Annotated in this window: 16 protein-coding genes; all 16 read right to left on the bottom strand. The window is 33.6% G+C overall.

The window, feature by feature from the left end; all coding sequences use genetic code 11:
- Nucleotides 1–96: 96 nt before the first annotated feature.
- The 16 genes from KEC48_RS00535 to KEC48_RS00460 all read right to left on the bottom strand — a co-directional run bounded on the left by KEC48_RS00535 (nucleotide 97) and on the right by KEC48_RS00460 (nucleotide 14,954).
- Nucleotides 97–1,071, bottom strand: a complete 975-nt coding sequence (locus tag KEC48_RS00535; RefSeq protein ID WP_211963722.1) for an Rpn family recombination-promoting nuclease/putative transposase — start codon at nucleotides 1,069–1,071, stop codon at nucleotides 97–99.
- A gap of 81 nt (nucleotides 1,072–1,152) precedes the next feature.
- Nucleotides 1,153–2,934 (bottom strand): ABC transporter ATP-binding protein, encoded by a 1,782-nt coding sequence (locus tag KEC48_RS00530; RefSeq protein ID WP_211963720.1) that lies wholly within the window; start codon nucleotides 2,932–2,934, stop codon nucleotides 1,153–1,155.
- Nucleotides 2,927–4,663 carry an ABC transporter ATP-binding protein gene (locus KEC48_RS00525; protein WP_087358040.1) on the bottom strand — a complete coding sequence of 579 codons (1,737 nt, stop codon included), beginning with the start codon at nucleotides 4,661–4,663 and terminating at the stop codon, nucleotides 2,927–2,929. Before KEC48_RS00525 ends, KEC48_RS00530 begins: the two co-directional genes overlap by 8 nt.
- A gap of 105 nt (nucleotides 4,664–4,768) precedes the next feature.
- A complete protein-coding gene (gene rbr, locus KEC48_RS00520) occupies nucleotides 4,769–5,374 on the bottom strand; it encodes a rubrerythrin (RefSeq protein WP_087358039.1) in 606 nt (201 codons plus the stop codon).
- Nucleotides 5,375–5,426: 52 nt separating this feature from the next.
- A complete protein-coding gene (locus KEC48_RS00515; protein ID WP_211963718.1) occupies nucleotides 5,427–6,164 on the bottom strand; it encodes an ABC transporter permease subunit in 738 nt (245 codons plus the stop codon).
- Nucleotides 6,161–7,036 (bottom strand): hypothetical protein, encoded by an 876-nt coding sequence (locus tag KEC48_RS00510; RefSeq protein ID WP_087358037.1) that lies wholly within the window; start codon nucleotides 7,034–7,036, stop codon nucleotides 6,161–6,163. Before KEC48_RS00510 ends, KEC48_RS00515 begins: the two co-directional genes overlap by 4 nt.
- 14 nt (nucleotides 7,037–7,050) lie before the next feature.
- Nucleotides 7,051–8,799, bottom strand: coding sequence for an NADH-dependent [FeFe] hydrogenase, group A6 (locus KEC48_RS00505; protein WP_211963716.1), 1,749 nt, complete (start codon nucleotides 8,797–8,799; stop codon nucleotides 7,051–7,053).
- Nucleotides 8,800–8,808: 9 nt separating this feature from the next.
- Nucleotides 8,809–10,608 carry an NADH-quinone oxidoreductase subunit NuoF gene (locus KEC48_RS00500; RefSeq protein ID WP_211963714.1) on the bottom strand — a complete coding sequence of 600 codons (1,800 nt, stop codon included), beginning with the start codon at nucleotides 10,606–10,608 and terminating at the stop codon, nucleotides 8,809–8,811.
- A gap of 11 nt (nucleotides 10,609–10,619) precedes the next feature.
- Nucleotides 10,620–10,988 (bottom strand): (2Fe-2S) ferredoxin domain-containing protein, encoded by a 369-nt coding sequence (locus KEC48_RS00495; RefSeq protein WP_087358034.1) that lies wholly within the window; start codon nucleotides 10,986–10,988, stop codon nucleotides 10,620–10,622.
- On the bottom strand, nucleotides 10,985–11,518 hold the full coding sequence (locus KEC48_RS00490) for an ATP-binding protein (protein WP_211963706.1): 534 nt from the start codon (nucleotides 11,516–11,518) through the stop codon (nucleotides 10,985–10,987). The genes KEC48_RS00495 and KEC48_RS00490 overlap by 4 nt, the downstream gene beginning before the upstream one ends.
- Nucleotides 11,518–12,222 (bottom strand): PHP domain-containing protein, encoded by a 705-nt coding sequence (locus tag KEC48_RS00485; RefSeq protein ID WP_211963704.1) that lies wholly within the window; start codon nucleotides 12,220–12,222, stop codon nucleotides 11,518–11,520. The genes KEC48_RS00490 and KEC48_RS00485 overlap by 1 nt, the downstream gene beginning before the upstream one ends.
- A 1-nt stretch (nucleotide 12,223) precedes the next feature.
- Nucleotides 12,224–12,550, bottom strand: coding sequence for a serine kinase (locus tag KEC48_RS00480; protein WP_211963702.1), 327 nt, complete (start codon nucleotides 12,548–12,550; stop codon nucleotides 12,224–12,226).
- A gap of 4 nt (nucleotides 12,551–12,554) precedes the next feature.
- Nucleotides 12,555–13,715: a [Fe-Fe] hydrogenase large subunit C-terminal domain-containing protein gene (locus KEC48_RS00475; RefSeq protein WP_211965348.1), complete on the bottom strand. Its 1,161-nt coding sequence runs from the start codon at nucleotides 13,713–13,715 to the stop codon at nucleotides 12,555–12,557.
- On the bottom strand, nucleotides 13,712–14,119 hold the full coding sequence (locus KEC48_RS00470; protein ID WP_087358030.1) for an ATP-binding protein: 408 nt from the start codon (nucleotides 14,117–14,119) through the stop codon (nucleotides 13,712–13,714). Before KEC48_RS00470 ends, KEC48_RS00475 begins: the two co-directional genes overlap by 4 nt.
- On the bottom strand, nucleotides 14,119–14,469 hold the full coding sequence (locus tag KEC48_RS00465; RefSeq protein WP_087358029.1) for a hypothetical protein: 351 nt from the start codon (nucleotides 14,467–14,469) through the stop codon (nucleotides 14,119–14,121). Before KEC48_RS00465 ends, KEC48_RS00470 begins: the two co-directional genes overlap by 1 nt.
- Nucleotides 14,463–14,954 carry an NAD(P)H-dependent oxidoreductase subunit E gene (locus KEC48_RS00460; RefSeq protein ID WP_087358028.1) on the bottom strand — a complete coding sequence of 164 codons (492 nt, stop codon included), beginning with the start codon at nucleotides 14,952–14,954 and terminating at the stop codon, nucleotides 14,463–14,465. Before KEC48_RS00460 ends, KEC48_RS00465 begins: the two co-directional genes overlap by 7 nt.
- Nucleotides 14,955–15,042 lie beyond the last annotated feature (88 nt).

Raw genomic sequence — 15,042 nt, 5'->3', positions numbered from 1 at the left:
CTATTATACACAACTTATTCTTAAAAGTAAAAGGCAAACAATTTTCAAGATATAAAAACCTGATTCCTTCAAGAATCAGGTCAAACTTCCTCAAAATCAACCACTTACTTCTTTATTAACAAAACGATAAATATCTTCAAGAGTAGCTCCTTCCAGGAGAAGATCAAGAATTTTTTCATACTGTTCAGCTGATAAATCATCCAGAAAAGCTGTTTCAACTTCAGAAAATCTTTTTTGAAATAATTTCAATACAGAATATTTTAAACCTTCTTGTTTTCCTTCTCTTAAACCTTCTTGTTTCCCCTCTCTTAAACCTTCTTGCTTCCCTTCTCTTAAACTTTCTTCACGTACTCTCTGAATTCTTGCATGACTTGCCCATTTGTTTAAGTCACGATGAAATGCCATATCCTGTAAAATCATATCTTCATTAAACTTTTCAACTTTCTTTTCCATGATCTTCACCACCTTTTTACCTGTTTTTATTATATCATCATCCAACCCATTTTTAAATATATAGATAGCTGTTTCCAGTTCATCAAAGTTACCTATTTGTTTTTCTTTTTTCAAAATGTTTATGTACGGTAAATATATATAAATTCTCGTTATTAAACAATATCTTTCTACTTTACCCAAATCATTTCTCGTCATATATTTATCTATTAACATCAAATTATCAGTATCTAAATCATCAATGAAAATCAATTGAAACACAGGGTGAATATGTTCAATATAATCATCACCTCTTTTTTGTTGTTCAGCAAGTAATTTGGCTCCATAGATTTGAAATCTTTGATATTGTTCTCTATCCAATGATGAATTTTGCATTTCTACATCACAAATTTCACCATTTTCATTCATAACTCTAATATCAAGAATCATATCCTTATCTTCTACATGCTGGGGATTCAATTCAGGATTTTGAACCTTTAAAGAATGACATTCAATACCTGCAATATTTTCAATAATCAACTTTAAAAGATACAAACAATCAGGGTCTTGGTCATCTCTTAAAGTAAATTTAAACAAAACATCATTTTTAAAGTCTACAATTTTTGTTCTTCTTTTTTTCATAAAAAATGCCCTCCTACTTTTCTATACGAAAGTTTGAGGGCATTTTTCTTTTTTTATTGTCATTTCACATAATATCACATATTATGACATTTCTTGAAACTGTGCATTATAGAGCTGACTGTAAAAACCATTTTTTTCTAACAGTTCTTCATGTGTTCCCTGTTCAACAAGATAACCATTTTTAATAACAAGTATCAAGTCAGCATTCTTGATTGTTGATAAACGATGCGCTATAACAAAACTTGTACGTCCTTTCATGACTCTTTGCATAGCATCCTGTAATCTCTTTTCTAATCGTGTATCCACAGAAGATGTTGCTTCATCCAAAATCATAATCTGAGGGTCTTTCAACATAGCTCTGGCAATTGTTAATAATTGCTTTTCACCTTGTGAAATATTATTGGCTTCTTCATTGACAATCATATCATACCCATCTGGTAATGTACGAATAAAATGATCAACATTAGCCTGTCTAGCTGCCTCAATGACTTCATCTTTTCTTGCATCTAAACGTCCATAATGAATATTTTCATAGATACTTCCATGAAACAGCCATGTATCTTGTAAAACCATACCAAACATAGAACGTAATTGTTCACGTGGAATTTGTCTAATGTCTACACCATCTATACAAATACTTCCAGAAGTCACATCATAAAAACGTAACAATAGACTAATCAAAGTTGTTTTTCCTGAACCGGTTGGACCAACAATTGCAACCATTTGACCACTTTGAATATTCACATCAATATCATGAAGAACTTCTTTTTCATGATAACCAAAACATAGATGTTTAAATTCAACATGGCCTTTTGCATTTGTTAAAACTCGTGGATTTTCAACTAGTTTTTCTTCAGATTCATTTAAAATATCTGATATTCTATGTAAAGCTGCAAAAGCTGCTTGAATTTGAGAAGATAAATTGCTTACTTGAGAAACCGGATCATTGACCTGCCAGATATAACGAACAAAAGCCTGTAATTCACCAACTAGTAGTGTTCCATTTAAAACAGAAAGACTTCCTATAAAGCCGATTGTTCCAATAATCATATAAGTCACAAGTGAAACACATGGTGAAATAATGGATGACATAAACTGTGCCTGAAAAGCATTATGATAAAGTGTCTGGTTAATATTCTTAAACTTTTCAATAGCATCTTTTTGTTTATTAAAAAGTAAAATTTCACGATATCCACCATAGATTTCAGTAATTGCACCATTTAAGTTTCCTAATGCATCCTGTTGTGCCTGAAACTTTTTTTGTGAACGTTTCACAATAAATCGTGTAATCAGTAAAGCAGCAGGAATAATCAGCAAAACAATACATGTCATCAAGACATGAATACGAAACATCATGAAAATAGCCAACATTAACATTAAAAGACCTCTCATCATTTCTGTTAATGTCTGCTGTAAAGCATTGGACAATGTATCAACATCATTTGTAATACGGCTTAATACATCACCATATTGGTGCTGATCAAAATAGCTGACTGGTAACTTTCTGATCTTTTCCTGCAAAGCATTTCTTAAATCATGCATCATCTTTTGAATTGAATTTGTTAATGTCACAATCGTTATGGACTGTGATACAGTTTTTAATAAATAAATGCCTAACAACATCACAATAATTTCCATGACACGATCATATTCAACATGTGCACCAGGAATATGATGTAACATATCCATAGCATTTTCCATTAATAATGATGTCATCATACCTTCAATCATTGGAGAAATAGATAATGAAAAACATGTCACAACAATCATTAATAAAGCAATCACAAATCCCCATTTATAAAGCAAGAAAAAAGGAGCCATCTGTTGTAAAGAGTTTTTTAATACCTGCCATTTTTTATTCATAATCTAACTCCTCCTCACTGAGCTGAGATGAAGCAATCTCATGATATATAGGACAATTCTTTAAAAGGTCTCGATGCTTTCCATGTCCAACAATACGTCCTTCATCTAAGACAATAATTTGATCAGCATCTTTAATCGTTGAAATTCTTTGAGCAACAATCAAAACAATAGAATGTTTTGTTTCATCTTTCAAAGCATGTCTTAAAATCGCATCTGTTTTATAATCCAAAGCTGAAAAAGAATCATCAAAAATATAAATTTCTGGTTTTCTAATCAACGCTCTGGCAATGCTTAAACGCTGTCTTTGTCCTCCTGATACATTCGTCGCACTTTCTGTAATCATTTCATCAAAACCTAGAGGTTTTTCCATAATAAAATCATAGCTTTGTGAAACTTTAGCAGCGTGTTCCAATTCTTCTAAAGTTGCATCAACTTTTCCATATCTGAGATTTTCTGCAATGGTACCCGTAAACAACATCGCCTTTTGAGGAATAAAACCAATTTTATTTCTTAAATCATCAATACGATAATCTTGAATATCAACACCATCAATTTCAATTTTCCCATTGCTGACATCATAAAAACGTGGAATCAAATTAATTAATGTACTCTTACCAGAACCTGTACTTCCAATAAAGGCAATTGTTTCTCCCTCAGTCGCTTCAAAAGAGATATTTTTTAAAACAGCTTCCTCACCATCAGGATAGGCAAAAGTGACATTTTGAAATGATAAATGATGTTTATTAACTCTAGACATCTTTGTTTGTGTCACATGATCTTGAATATCACATTTGGTAGATAAAACATCATTAATACGTCTTGCAGAAACGGCTGCACGAGGATACATGACAAAGACATTACAAAATAGCATCATAGAAAACATAGCATGAAAAAGATATTCCTGAAAGGCGATCAGTTTTCCTACCTGTAAAGTTCCAGCATCAATCATATGACTGGCTACATAAAAAATAACCAATGTAACTAAATTCAAGAAAAAATAAAAGACAGGTTGTGTTAAAAGCATTAATTTAAAGATTTTTCTTGTATAACCCGTAAATTCTTCATTTGTCTTATTAAAACGAGCTTGTTCATAAGCATCATTATTAAAAGCTCTAATCACCTTTAACCCTGAAAGATTTTCTCTTGTAATACGATTTAATACATCCAATGATAATTGTTGTTTTTGTGATAAAGGCTCAGAAACCTTTGCGATAATAATAACCCCTACAACAATCACCGGTAATGTCGCTGCAATAATAAGAGATAATTCAAGTGATGTACGCATTGTCATAAAAACACTAATAATGACCATAACTGGTGTCAATAAAGCTGTTCTTAATAAGACATTTACAAATAATTGAATTTGAAAAGCATCATTGTTTGTTCGTGTAATTAATGATGAAATACCAAAACGGTTAAATTCATGGGGTGAAAATGTTTGAATGTGTGTAAAAATATCGTTACGCATATCTCTTGTAATAGAAGTAGAAATTCTCGCACAACAATAACCTAGCACAATCGTTCCAGCTACCCCAATCACCGAAATCACAATAGCTAAAAACCACATCGAATAAAGATAACTTTCATTTTGATAAGTCACCCCATGATCAATCATATCTGCAATAATTGTTGGTAGACCTAGTTCAACTAGTGCAAAACCAAAAACAGATACAATATTTAATAATACTAATTTTTTATATCTTTTCAGATAATGTAATATTAGCTTCATATAGGTCCTCCCTTCATACAGTATAAATCTTATTATACACTAAATTTTGACAAGCGTATAGACATGTTAAATAAAAAGAATATCCTAATCAGATATTCTTAAACGCTACAAATTATCATTTTCACAACTAAATGGAGCGTCTTTTAGACGTATAAAATAACCTTGATCATGTAAACAGACAGGGCATTGCTGAGGTGCCTGTGTTCCTTCAAAAACAAAACCACAATTTAAGCATATCCAGCAACAAGGTTGTTGAGATGCATAAAGCTGTCCGTTTTCCAAGAGTGTTGCCATCTTTTCAAAACGACGACCATGTGTTTTTTCAATTTCAGCAATATTGAAAAAATCCTGTGCAATCTTATGAAAACCCTCTTCTCTGGCAATTGTACCAAAATGTGGATAGACATCTTCATATTCTTCATATTCATTATATCTGGCACTCTTTAAAAGTGATAAGACATCATCATAGGTATCCACCGGATAACTCCCATCAACCATAATACTTTTTCCTGTCAGCTCTTTTAAATGGTTATAAAAAATCTCAGCATGTTCTTTTTCCTGATTAGCTGTAAAATAGAAAACATCTGCCAGCATATGATGTCCTTTTTTGGCTGCTATAGCACCTGCAAATGTATAACGATTTCTCGCCTGTGATTCACCTGCAAAAGCACGCATTAAATTATCTTTTGTTTGACTATTTTGAAAATCCATATTCTCACCTCGTTAAGAGTATGGACTTATTTTTAAAAATCATTCGTCTTTTTTAAAGAGAATGATTTTTCTTTTGAATAAATTGAATCAAAATATCTGATAACTTGATCATCAAAAAAGCCATCAGCACCATCCATAAAACCCATGCAAAAATACTTGTCATATCAATCTGAACTCTTGCTAAATATAATTGTTTCCCTATTCCATATTGTGTAGACACAAAGATTTCTGTCATCACTCCAACTTTTAAACCTAATGGTAATGTTGTTTGAATAGCTGAAAGTATATAGCCTTGAATCAAAGGTAAATAGGCATAACGTAAATTATAAAGAAAAGAATGATGATAGAGTTGAATAATATCCTGCAAATCTGAATCAATATGTAACATTCCTTGTAATGTATTGAAATAGAAGGTAGGTACCAGCATCAAAAAAATAATAATCAACAAGGCTATGTGACTGGAAAACCAGACAAGTAATATTAAAATATATCCAATTTGTGGAATCGTTTGAAAAAATGTCATCAGTGGTTGTATATATTGACGAAAGTCTGAAAAAAGACCACTCAGGATTCCTAAAAATACACCTATAATCAAAGCCAAAAAGAAACCGCTCATCACCCGTATGATTGTAGATATGACCGCAATATAAAAACTCTGTTGAAACAAATGTGCAACCATTTGCTGTAAAACATCACCGGGATAAGGCAAGATGACTTCTTTTTGAATCATTCCAGAAGCCATCTGCCATAAAACCAAAATAGCAAAAATAAGAATCAGTTTTCTTTTCATGATAAAATCATATCTGAATCATAAGTGATGTTGAAAAGCTGAAGAAATTGTTTGATATCATCTTCACATTGACTAGCCTCTACATAATGAACATTTTGACGTTCTATTGAAGCAACAGTCATATCTACACTTGGTAGTCCTAACTGCTCAATACCAATATTTTCTAGTTTTTCTTTTAAATCTGGATAACCATTTTCAGTAAAATGTGCAATAGATTCAAATAAATCATCATTTTGATAATCTTCCCTTACAAACATGGCTGCCTGTGGATAACCAGACCCACCATATTCTTTTTGTAAATCCGCCACAATGGACAAATCCACATTGGATTGTTTCGCTTTAGCAATCGTTGCACTGGCAAGTGGTTCTGCAAGCATACCGACATCTACCTGCCCAGATAATAATCTTTGTTGAACGAGTGTTGCTGAAGAATAATAATGCGGTTCAAGACGTATAGACAAATCAACAGTTTCTATAATCTTTTGAGGAACAGCCCCTTCACCAAACAAAGCCAGTTCACCTGTTTCATTCAAAGCATCCTGTGATGTTCCAACAAGGTAAAGATTTCCCCATGTTAAAATACTTTTTAAACGATATGATGTCTGATTTTTTGCGATCAGTTGGGCACCAATATTAATAGGTGCAATGATAATATCATACTCACTATCGGCTTTTGATAGCTGAGCAATCAGCTGATCTGTCCCATCAACGAATTGAATTTCACCATTTTTACTAATGTTATCATATTCTCCAACTAAAGCTAATGCAGGAGCACCCGTTGGACATAAAATACGCACAGTTTCTTCTTTTTGACACCCCATGAGAAGACCCATCATCAAACAACATAAACCTATTTGTATAAACTTCTTCATAAAAACCTCCCAAATCACTTAAACTTTGCTTTTTGACTATAATGTGTATGCAACAACTGATGTGCTTTTTCACTATTAGGATGATCTAAATAATTGCGATAGAGATCTTGTATTTGAGAGTTTTTATGAGATTTACGTACTGGTAAAGACACATCCTCATCATACAAAGCTTTGGCTCGGGCAGCTTTAAAATTAAATCCGCTATTTCTTATAGTTGCATTAACATATGGCTGTCCACCACCATTAATGCATCCACCCGGACATCCCATGATTTCAATAAAATGATAAGGCGAAATACCTTGACGAATATCATCTAACAATGGTTTGGCCAGTGACATACTTTGAGCAACCGCAACCTTTAATGTCTGATCACCAATTTTAATGGTTGACTCTTTCACCCCTTCAACACCTCTAATCGCATGATAATCAATCATCGTCAAGTCTTCATGAGCCAAAACATCAGCGACAGTTCTTAAGGCTGCTTCCATCACGCCACCACTGGCACCAAAAATAACACCAGCTCCACTATATTCACCAAATAAATCCTGATCAAAATCATCATCTTTTAAATCTCTAAAATTAATTCCAAACATCTTAATCAGTTTGGCTAATTCTCGTGTTGTTAAAACAGCATCAACATCCTGATAATGCGTTGTTTTATTTTCAGGACGTATTTTTTCACCCTTTTTAGCGACACAAGGCATAATCGAAACAACATAAATATCTTTTGGATCAATCCCTTTAGATTGTGCATAGACAGATTTCACCATCGCCCCTAACATCATATGAGGGGATTTACAAGTAGACAGATGATCTAATAAATCAGGATATTCATGTTCAATATAATTCACCCAGCCCGGACTACATGATGTAATCATTGGCAAAGTCCCCTGATTTTTCAAACGTCCTAAAAACTCATAACCTTCTTCCATAATTGTTAAATCAGCACCAAAATTGGTATCATAAACCTTATCAAAACCAACTAGCTTTAAAGCATGAACCATCTTTCCTGTAACTCTTGTGCCAATAGGCATACCAAATTCTTCACCTAAAGCCCCACGAACAGCTGGTGCTGTTTGCACAACAACATGCTTTGTTGGATTATTTAAAGCCTCAATCACATAATGTATTTCTTCTTTTTCATGTAAAGCACCCACTGGACAAACGTTAATACATTGCCCACATTGCATACAATTGACATCATCAAAGCTTTTATCATAAATCGGTCCAACCTTCGTTTTATAGCCACGATTCATATAACCTAAAATTCCTAATCCTTGAACTTTTTGGCATGTTTCCACACAACGTCCACATAAAACGCATTTTGATGTATTACGCACAATACCTGGTGAAACTGTGTCAAATGTTGGTTCACTCTTTTCACCAGCAAAAGCATCTTCACGAACACCTAATTCCTGACATAAACGCTGTAATTCACAATTCGTATTACGAATACAAGATAAACAATCTTTAGAATGATTGGAAACAATCAATTCCACCACTCTACGTCTGGCATCCAATGCTCTTTGTGAATTGGTCTTAATAACCATGCCTTCTCTGACTGGATAAACACACGCTGCACATAAAGTTTTAGCACCCTCGACTTCGACTTGACAGACACGACAGGCACCCGTTCCAGTGACATCTTTAAGATAGCATAAAGTAGGAATATGAATGCCATTATTCTTGGCAGCTTCTAGAACAGTCTGTCCTTCATAGGCTTCCACTTCTCGATTATTAATGGTAATTTTTATTTTTGACATCTTCTACACCTACTTTCTTTCTACCACTTTAAAGTGACATGCTTTCATACATAAACCACAGCGAATACATTTGTCAGGATCAATCTGAAAGGCTTCTTTTCCAATCTTTCCACTAATGGCTCCCACAGGACATTGTCTTGCACAAAGACCACATTTACGACATTCATCTTTATTGATTTCATAACGTAATAATTTTTTACAGACTCCCGCTGGACATCTTTTATCAATGATATGTGCCAGATATTCATCTCTAAATTGATGAATTGTTGAAAGAACAGGATTTGGCGCAGATTGACCTAATCCACACAAAGCTGTATCTTTAATTGTCATAGCCAATGTTTCCAGTTCATCCAATGTTTCCATTGTACCTTGTCCATCACAAATCTGTTCCAACAATTCCAGCATACGCTTTGTTCCAACACGACATGATGTACATTTTCCACATGATTCATCAACGATAAAATCCATATAAAATCTAGCCACATCAACCATACAATTATCTTCATCTAAAACAATCATACCACCTGACCCCATCATTGAACCTAATTTCACCAGTTCATCAAAACCAATAGGCGTATCTAATTGTTCTTCTGTCAAACATCCACCTGATGGTCCACCTGTCTGAACAGCTTTGAACTGTTTATGATTTGGACAACCGCCACCAATTTCATAAATGACTTCACGAAGTGTTGTTCCCATCGGGACTTCAACAAGTCCTGTATTGGTAATTTTACCTCCTAAAGCAAAAACTTTCGTTCCCGGTGATGACTCAGTTCCAATAGAACGGAACCAATTTGCTCCATTTAAAATAATTTGAGCCACATTCGCATAGGTTTCAACATTGTTAATAATCGTTGGTTTTCCCCATACCCCTTTATGGGCTGGAAATGGTGGTTTTGAAACAGGCATTCCTCGTTCACCTTCAATAGATTGAATCAACGCTGTTTCCTCTCCACAGACAAAAGCACCAGCGCCTAAACGAATTTCCAAATCAAAATCAAAACCAGAATCAAAAATATTTGTTCCTAATAATCCCAATTCTTTTGCTTGAGCAATCGCTGTTTTTAAACGTTCCACCGCAATAGGATATTCGGCACGAATATAAATATATCCATAGTGAGCCCCAATCGCATAACCAGCAATGACCATTGCTTCAATGACACTATGAGGATTTCCTTCGAGAATAGAACGATCCATAAAGGCACCCGGATCCCCCTCATCAGCATTACAAATCACATATTTTTCATCACCCGGTTCATTATAGGCAAACTGCCATTTTAGTCCAGTTGGAAAACCTCCTCCACCACGACCTCTTAAACCACTCTCTTTAATGATATCAATAACTTCTTGAGGGGTCATCTGTGATAGAACCTGACCTAAAGCAAAATACCCATCCTGTCCAATATATTCTTCAATGTTTTCAGGATCAATGATTCCACAGTTATGCAAAGCCACACGCTTTTGCTTTTGATAAAAACGTGTATGACTAATATCATGAATTTCCTTTGTTTCTTGATCAGATTCATTCAACATCAAACGTTCAACAGGACGTCCTTTATAAAGATGTTCCTGTACAATTTCTTTCACATCTTCTTTTTTGACACCTTTGTAAATAATATTATCAGGATAAATAGAAATATTAGGTCCAGCCCCACATAACCCTAAACAACCTGTTCTTAAAACCTCAATTTCTTTATCAAGCCCCATCGACTTGATTTCTTTTTCAAATTCTTCTATTAATGCACCAGAATTTCCAATTGTACATCCTGTTCCAGCACAAACTAAGACTTGTGTTCTCTTATATGGCATCTTTGCACCTCCTATTTTGAATAATGTCCGACAGTATATTCATCAATCACTTCACCATGTATCAAATGACGTAAAACAATATCTTTTGCTTTCTTTTCATCAACTAATACATATGTGGTTTTTTGATTATCTTTATCAAAAATTTCTACAATGGGTTCTAAAGCACACATGCCAATACATCCTGTTTGCATGACTGCAACAGGTAAATGAGCTTTAGCCACTTCTTCGACAAAGGTGTTCAATACAGGACGAGCTCCTGCTGCAATACCACAGGTTGCCATTCCTACCACAACACGATAATCCTGTCCATCTTGACCACGCATGGCCATTCTTTCTTTTGCCTGATACCTAATTTTCTTCAATTCATCCAATGACTTCATTGATGCATACCCTCCTTTATATAATCTTTTAACCATAGTATGATTTCCGGCTGATTGATTGGCACATCATCCAAAAGAGCTTTTATATCTTCTGTATTCATATCAAATACCCAATCATCATTTTGATAATGAAAACAATAATTCACTTTTTCATCATATTGAATACAAGTGATCATAGTATCAACTAAATTTCCCATTGGAGGTGTATCAATATGATTTTTTACATATTCACCTATGATTTTTGTTCCTTTTTGTAAACAAGAATCTATTTGAAAATAACCGCCCGTCGCTTCTACACTTTCTTTAAACAAAGGAATACCTAAACCAATAGAACGTGTGGTTCGTGTCGTAAAAAAGGGATTCGTGACTTGTTGTAAAGTTTCTAAACTCATACCACAACCATTATCACATATTTCAATATGAATCATATTATCCTTGATACTATCTTTAATCCATAAATGGATCTGTAAAGCTTGAGCACGTAAAGAATTTTGAATCATATCCAAAATTGTCATTGCTATTTCCTGCATTATCTTTTTCTCCATATCTTTTCTAACTGTTGAAAATCAATCTGATAAAGTGGTTCTTGGATATCTTCTAATTGATGAGCATCACTATTGATCAAAACAAGATTATCCCTACAATGAGGACAAAGTTTCTTTAAATCAGCTAACTGTTTTAAACTGCTCACTTCAATACCATCATAATCCAAAGATTCTGGTATATCTTGATACAATTCATAAACACCATATTTTTTTTGGAAAACATGAGCTAAAACAGCTATTCCTTGAAACTGATGAATCTTGGCAATGATTTGATTTAATGTTAAATCTAATGCATTTAAAAGAAGATAAACTTCTTCATCTATAATTTGATCATTTTCATCGAATATATATTGATTTCCATAGTAATCTTTTTGATTAATTGTTTTCATAAGATGCTGATCTATCCATTGTTGAATAGGCTGTAAATATGTTCCTCTTTGAAAATAAGCCAAAACATGAATATTTTCACAACTTTGTAACTCTACTCCATATATAAAATCAATCTTTCCTTTTAAAATAGGACTTTGAATAACTTTTTCTAAGTGATGTTGTTGTTTTAAAGAATTATGATCTGTAATAGCAATCAAATCCAAACCTTTGATATAAGCCATATGAAAGATATTATAAATGGTCATGGTATCATCACTACAAGGTGATAAAGCAGAATGAATGTGTAAATCATAATACATATTATAAACCTAACGTTATCAAATCTTTGACAAGTGCAAAAGCATCTTTGGGGCTGACCAGCAAAGGAATCTGCAACTCTGTTGCCTTTTGAATTGTTTCTTCATCAGGATATGATCCCTGTATAAAGACAATCCCTGCAAAATCAAGCAACTGTGCAACGGCCACCACATTTAAATGTTTTTGAACTGTCAACCATAACGTTCCTTCTTTTCCATGTGCCATCACAACACTCAATAAGTCACCTATATAAACATCTTTGATTTCCTGCTTACAACTGACATCATTGATGAGTTCCAAAGGTAACTGTAATATTTGTTTGACCTGCATATTCTCACCTTCTTTTGATTCGACAAAGTGAATCATCTACTTCACCACTCGCTATTTTCATAGCCAGACCACGACAATTGGCAAAACCACAACTTCCACAATCATATTGAGGTAAAGTATCCAAAATCGCATTCACTTTTTGAAACCATTTCATACGCTCTTGAATGGATTGTTTTTGAACATTGATCTGACGTTTTTTAAGATATTCATCTTCACTTAATATCAGATGATTGTCTAAACAATCATTCAACATACTTTCAATATGAAAACGTCCTTCAAAGGGATTATTCCATAAATAATAACCACCAATACATCCCTGATAACAATGATACAAAGCAATCAAACGAATATCCTTTAAACGATCAAATTCAATCAAATCTAAAACCATGCGAATTTGTGGTAAACCTTCCACACTCATCACTTGTAAATGATCTTTACCAAATAAATCACTGACAATACTTTTCACACCATCACGGTATATATCAATATCATCTTTTTGTTGGCTTTTTCGTTTATTAAAATGTGGAAACATACGTGAAATACTTAAAGCATAATCAATCTGTGAATTGTCTTTACCTAAAGGTTCTTTCGCTAAAGTGAGTTTTCCAACACATTCACAGAGTGAAAAAATACCAATATCTTTACCTTGATATTTCTTTCTTAAACGTCTGGCTGCAATTTCTACAGGATAATCATAAGGTAATAGATGATCTATTAATGTAGGATATTCCTGTTTAATCAAACGATTAATACTTGGACAAAAAGATGTCAACATCAGACGATCTGATTGAAAACTGGTTTCAATAGCCTGTTGGTAAAGATATCCTTCAATATCACTATATTGCACAACCTCATCAAAATGAAAAGCTTTAATAGCATGAATAAAAGCTTTTAATTCATCAAAACTTTTAAAATCAGATAATAAAGATGTTGGAATCAAAGCAATATTATATTCATGTTTTTCAAAGGCTTTTGTAAGATTCACTTCTTTAATTTTTAATTGTTTATAATCACAGGATTGCACACAGACATGGCAATTGATACAGCTTGAATCATCGATCATCACTTGACCATGCATAATAGAAATCGCTTCTGTAGGACAAGATTTGACACACTTAATACAGTTTTTGCAGTGATCCCCTAAAAAATGAATAACTGGTTTCATTGAAATGTCATTTGAATATGTGTTCCCTCTGGCGAAGATGTAATCTGAAATGAAGACGCAACACTTTTCATATTAGACAATCCCATTCCAGCTCCAAAACCTAAAGAACGTGCTTTTGTAGAGGCAGTCGAATAACCCGGTGTTTGTGCTAATTCCAGATCTTCTATACCCGGTCCAACATCGTCAAAAGATAATGTGATAACACCATCATCATCCATTTCAAAAGTCACAGTTCCACCATTGGAATGAATCACAATATTTATTTCAGCTTCATAACATGCTATCGCTACAGCCTTAAGAACACGACGATCAATGCCAATTGTTTTTAAAGTTCTTTTAATATCTGTAGAGGCTTTCCCTGCATCCTCATAATTTTCTTTTTCTACTTGATAAACATATTTCATTATCTCATTCCTTTTCCATATAAAAGCCCACAGGCTTCAAACATCGTTTGATCAGTTTGAAAAAGATTAATGTGTAAATCTTTCGCTGTTTCTATCATCTGTTGATCCAATGGTTTTCCTCTCACCAAAATCACTGTATCTAAATCCAAAACCTCTGCTGTACGTAAAGATTGTACATTGGCTAATCCTGTTAAAAATAAAACATCTTCTGTTTCATCCTTCAACAAAGCTAAAGCATCCGACATTAAATCAGTCGCAAAACCTTTATCATAATTTTTTTGATAAATATTATCTTGTGCAATATAGATTTCTCTTGCTTTTAAAAGAGCCACGATATCTTGAACTAACATGGTTCTTCTTCCTTCAAATAATCAAGAATCAGCATTTTCAGATCTTCCAGTTGTTTCTGACATCCAAAAACTGTCCCATCCACACTGACAACTGGAGCCAATCCACAAGCTCCCACACAACGTGTGGCATCAATTGAAAACAATCCATTTTCACTGGTAGAATTCACTTCACACTCCGTCATTTCACAAAGCAAATCTAAAATCGTCTGTGCTCCATTGACATAACAGGCTGTTCCAAGACAAACTGAAATGACATGCTTTCCCTTTGGTTCGGTTGTAAACTGTGAATAAAAAGTCACAACACCATAAACCTTAGAAACAGGAACATTCAAAGCATCAGCTATTTTTACCATTGCCTCAAAAGGGATATAGCCAAGCTCATCTTGAATATCATGAAGCATTAATTTCATAGGTCCTTTTTGATCCTTATGCTGATCAACAATCGCATCAATCTTATCTAAATACTCTTGTTTCAAACCTCCCATAAACATACTCCTTTCCTATTTATAAATTCATTATATCATAGTTTGTAAACGCTTTAAATTTATTTTCAGTAAACAAAAGGACTTTTAA

It is taken from the genome of Clostridium sp. C1, from assembly GCF_018223625.1.
In the GTDB taxonomy this organism is placed as follows: domain Bacteria; phylum Bacillota_I; class Bacilli_A; order Erysipelotrichales; family Coprobacillaceae; genus Allocoprobacillus.
This window is presented reverse-complemented; position numbering and strand designations above follow the sequence as displayed.

What these genes read in the sequence shown, in the direction of transcription:
- KEC48_RS00475 (WP_211965348.1), bottom strand. Translation starts at nt 13,715, where the DNA reads ATGAAACCAGTTATTCATTTTTTAGGGGATCACTGCAAAAACTGTATT.
- rbr (WP_087358039.1), bottom strand. Translation starts at nt 5,374, where the DNA reads ATGGATTTTCAAAATAGTCAAACAAAAGATAATTTAATGCGTGCTTTT.
- KEC48_RS00485 (WP_211963704.1), bottom strand. Translation starts at nt 12,222, where the DNA reads ATGTATTATGATTTACACATTCATTCTGCTTTATCACCTTGTAGTGAT.
- KEC48_RS00465 (WP_087358029.1), bottom strand. Translation starts at nt 14,469, where the DNA reads ATGTTAGTTCAAGATATCGTGGCTCTTTTAAAAGCAAGAGAAATCTAT.
- KEC48_RS00515 (WP_211963718.1), bottom strand. Translation starts at nt 6,164, where the DNA reads ATGAAAAGAAAACTGATTCTTATTTTTGCTATTTTGGTTTTATGGCAG.
- KEC48_RS00535 (WP_211963722.1), bottom strand. Translation starts at nt 1,071, where the DNA reads ATGAAAAAAAGAAGAACAAAAATTGTAGACTTTAAAAATGATGTTTTG.
- KEC48_RS00480 (WP_211963702.1), bottom strand. Translation starts at nt 12,550, where the DNA reads ATGCAGGTCAAACAAATATTACAGTTACCTTTGGAACTCATCAATGAT.
- KEC48_RS00470 (WP_087358030.1), bottom strand. Translation starts at nt 14,119, where the DNA reads ATGAAATATGTTTATCAAGTAGAAAAAGAAAATTATGAGGATGCAGGG.
- KEC48_RS00460 (WP_087358028.1), bottom strand. Translation starts at nt 14,954, where the DNA reads ATGGGAGGTTTGAAACAAGAGTATTTAGATAAGATTGATGCGATTGTT.
- KEC48_RS00500 (WP_211963714.1), bottom strand. Translation starts at nt 10,608, where the DNA reads ATGCCATATAAGAGAACACAAGTCTTAGTTTGTGCTGGAACAGGATGT.
- KEC48_RS00505 (WP_211963716.1), bottom strand. Translation starts at nt 8,799, where the DNA reads ATGTCAAAAATAAAAATTACCATTAATAATCGAGAAGTGGAAGCCTAT.
- KEC48_RS00530 (WP_211963720.1), bottom strand. Translation starts at nt 2,934, where the DNA reads ATGAATAAAAAATGGCAGGTATTAAAAAACTCTTTACAACAGATGGCT.
- KEC48_RS00525 (WP_087358040.1), bottom strand. Translation starts at nt 4,663, where the DNA reads ATGAAGCTAATATTACATTATCTGAAAAGATATAAAAAATTAGTATTA.
- KEC48_RS00510 (WP_087358037.1), bottom strand. Translation starts at nt 7,036, where the DNA reads ATGAAGAAGTTTATACAAATAGGTTTATGTTGTTTGATGATGGGTCTT.
- KEC48_RS00490 (WP_211963706.1), bottom strand. Translation starts at nt 11,518, where the DNA reads ATGCAGGAAATAGCAATGACAATTTTGGATATGATTCAAAATTCTTTA.
- KEC48_RS00495 (WP_087358034.1), bottom strand. Translation starts at nt 10,988, where the DNA reads ATGAAGTCATTGGATGAATTGAAGAAAATTAGGTATCAGGCAAAAGAA.